At 38.7% G+C, this 833-nt stretch carries 2 pseudogenes; both read left to right on the top strand.

The window, feature by feature from the left end:
- Positions 1–128: pseudogene (locus R7Q48_RS26125) on the top strand (YjiH family protein); the annotation flags it as partial.
- Between the two features lie 445 nt (positions 129–573).
- Positions 574–833, top strand: a pseudogene (locus R7Q48_RS26120) (chemotaxis protein); the annotation flags it as partial.

Here is an 833-nt window from a genome sequence, read left to right as displayed (position 1 = left end):
CAGAAGTTGGTGCACTACTACTAGGTAGCAAGATTCCAGTTAACATCGTAGAACTGTTTGTTATCTTCATTCTGCGTACGCTGATTACACTTCCTGTGATTGCTGGTGTTGCGCATCTGATTTTCTAAAATCAAAGCATACACAAAGGCTCCGCTCTGTCGGGGCCTTTTTTACAAACAAAATTTGGCTTGCTTCCCTACTTAACTTCGCCCCCAACGTAAACTCTATAATTTACAAAGAAAAAACCTCTATAAACGCTTATTTATAATACATAAAACTTTACTAAACTCCTCAATCAAACCTGTTAACAGCAGTACTCTTTAAGCAATTCCTTTCATTATGACGCTTTCATTAAGATGGCTAACTAATCAGATCAACCTCACAAGTTTTAACTCAAATCACCGTTTTGTTTAATTTTGGTTAAAAAAGACAACAAATGGATTCATGTTTTTGATAAAGATGTCGATAAGAAAGTAATCAAACACAACAGGTTTCTTTTTCTGCCGAATTCACCCGAACCCAAAAAGAGGTGGAAGCAGAAGAAAACTATCCGGGAGACTTAGAGGAAAACGCATGAAATTCAGACATAAGGTTGTCACCGCCTCTTCAATTTTGCTGCTAATTACTGTGTCGCTACTATCGACGCAACAAGTTATGACGATTCGTTCTCAAACTCAGGAGCACATCAATTCAAGCGTTAAAGAGATTTTGACCAGTGTGAGCAACACCGTTCAATCCGAAATGAACGCGAAGAAAGATCTCGCACGCTCGATCACAGAGATCATAGAACTATCGCCAAACGACCGCACATACGTAAAAGACATTCTTGAGAA

The sequence above is a fragment of the Vibrio sp. 378 genome (assembly GCF_033339435.1).
This window is presented reverse-complemented; position numbering and strand designations above follow the sequence as displayed.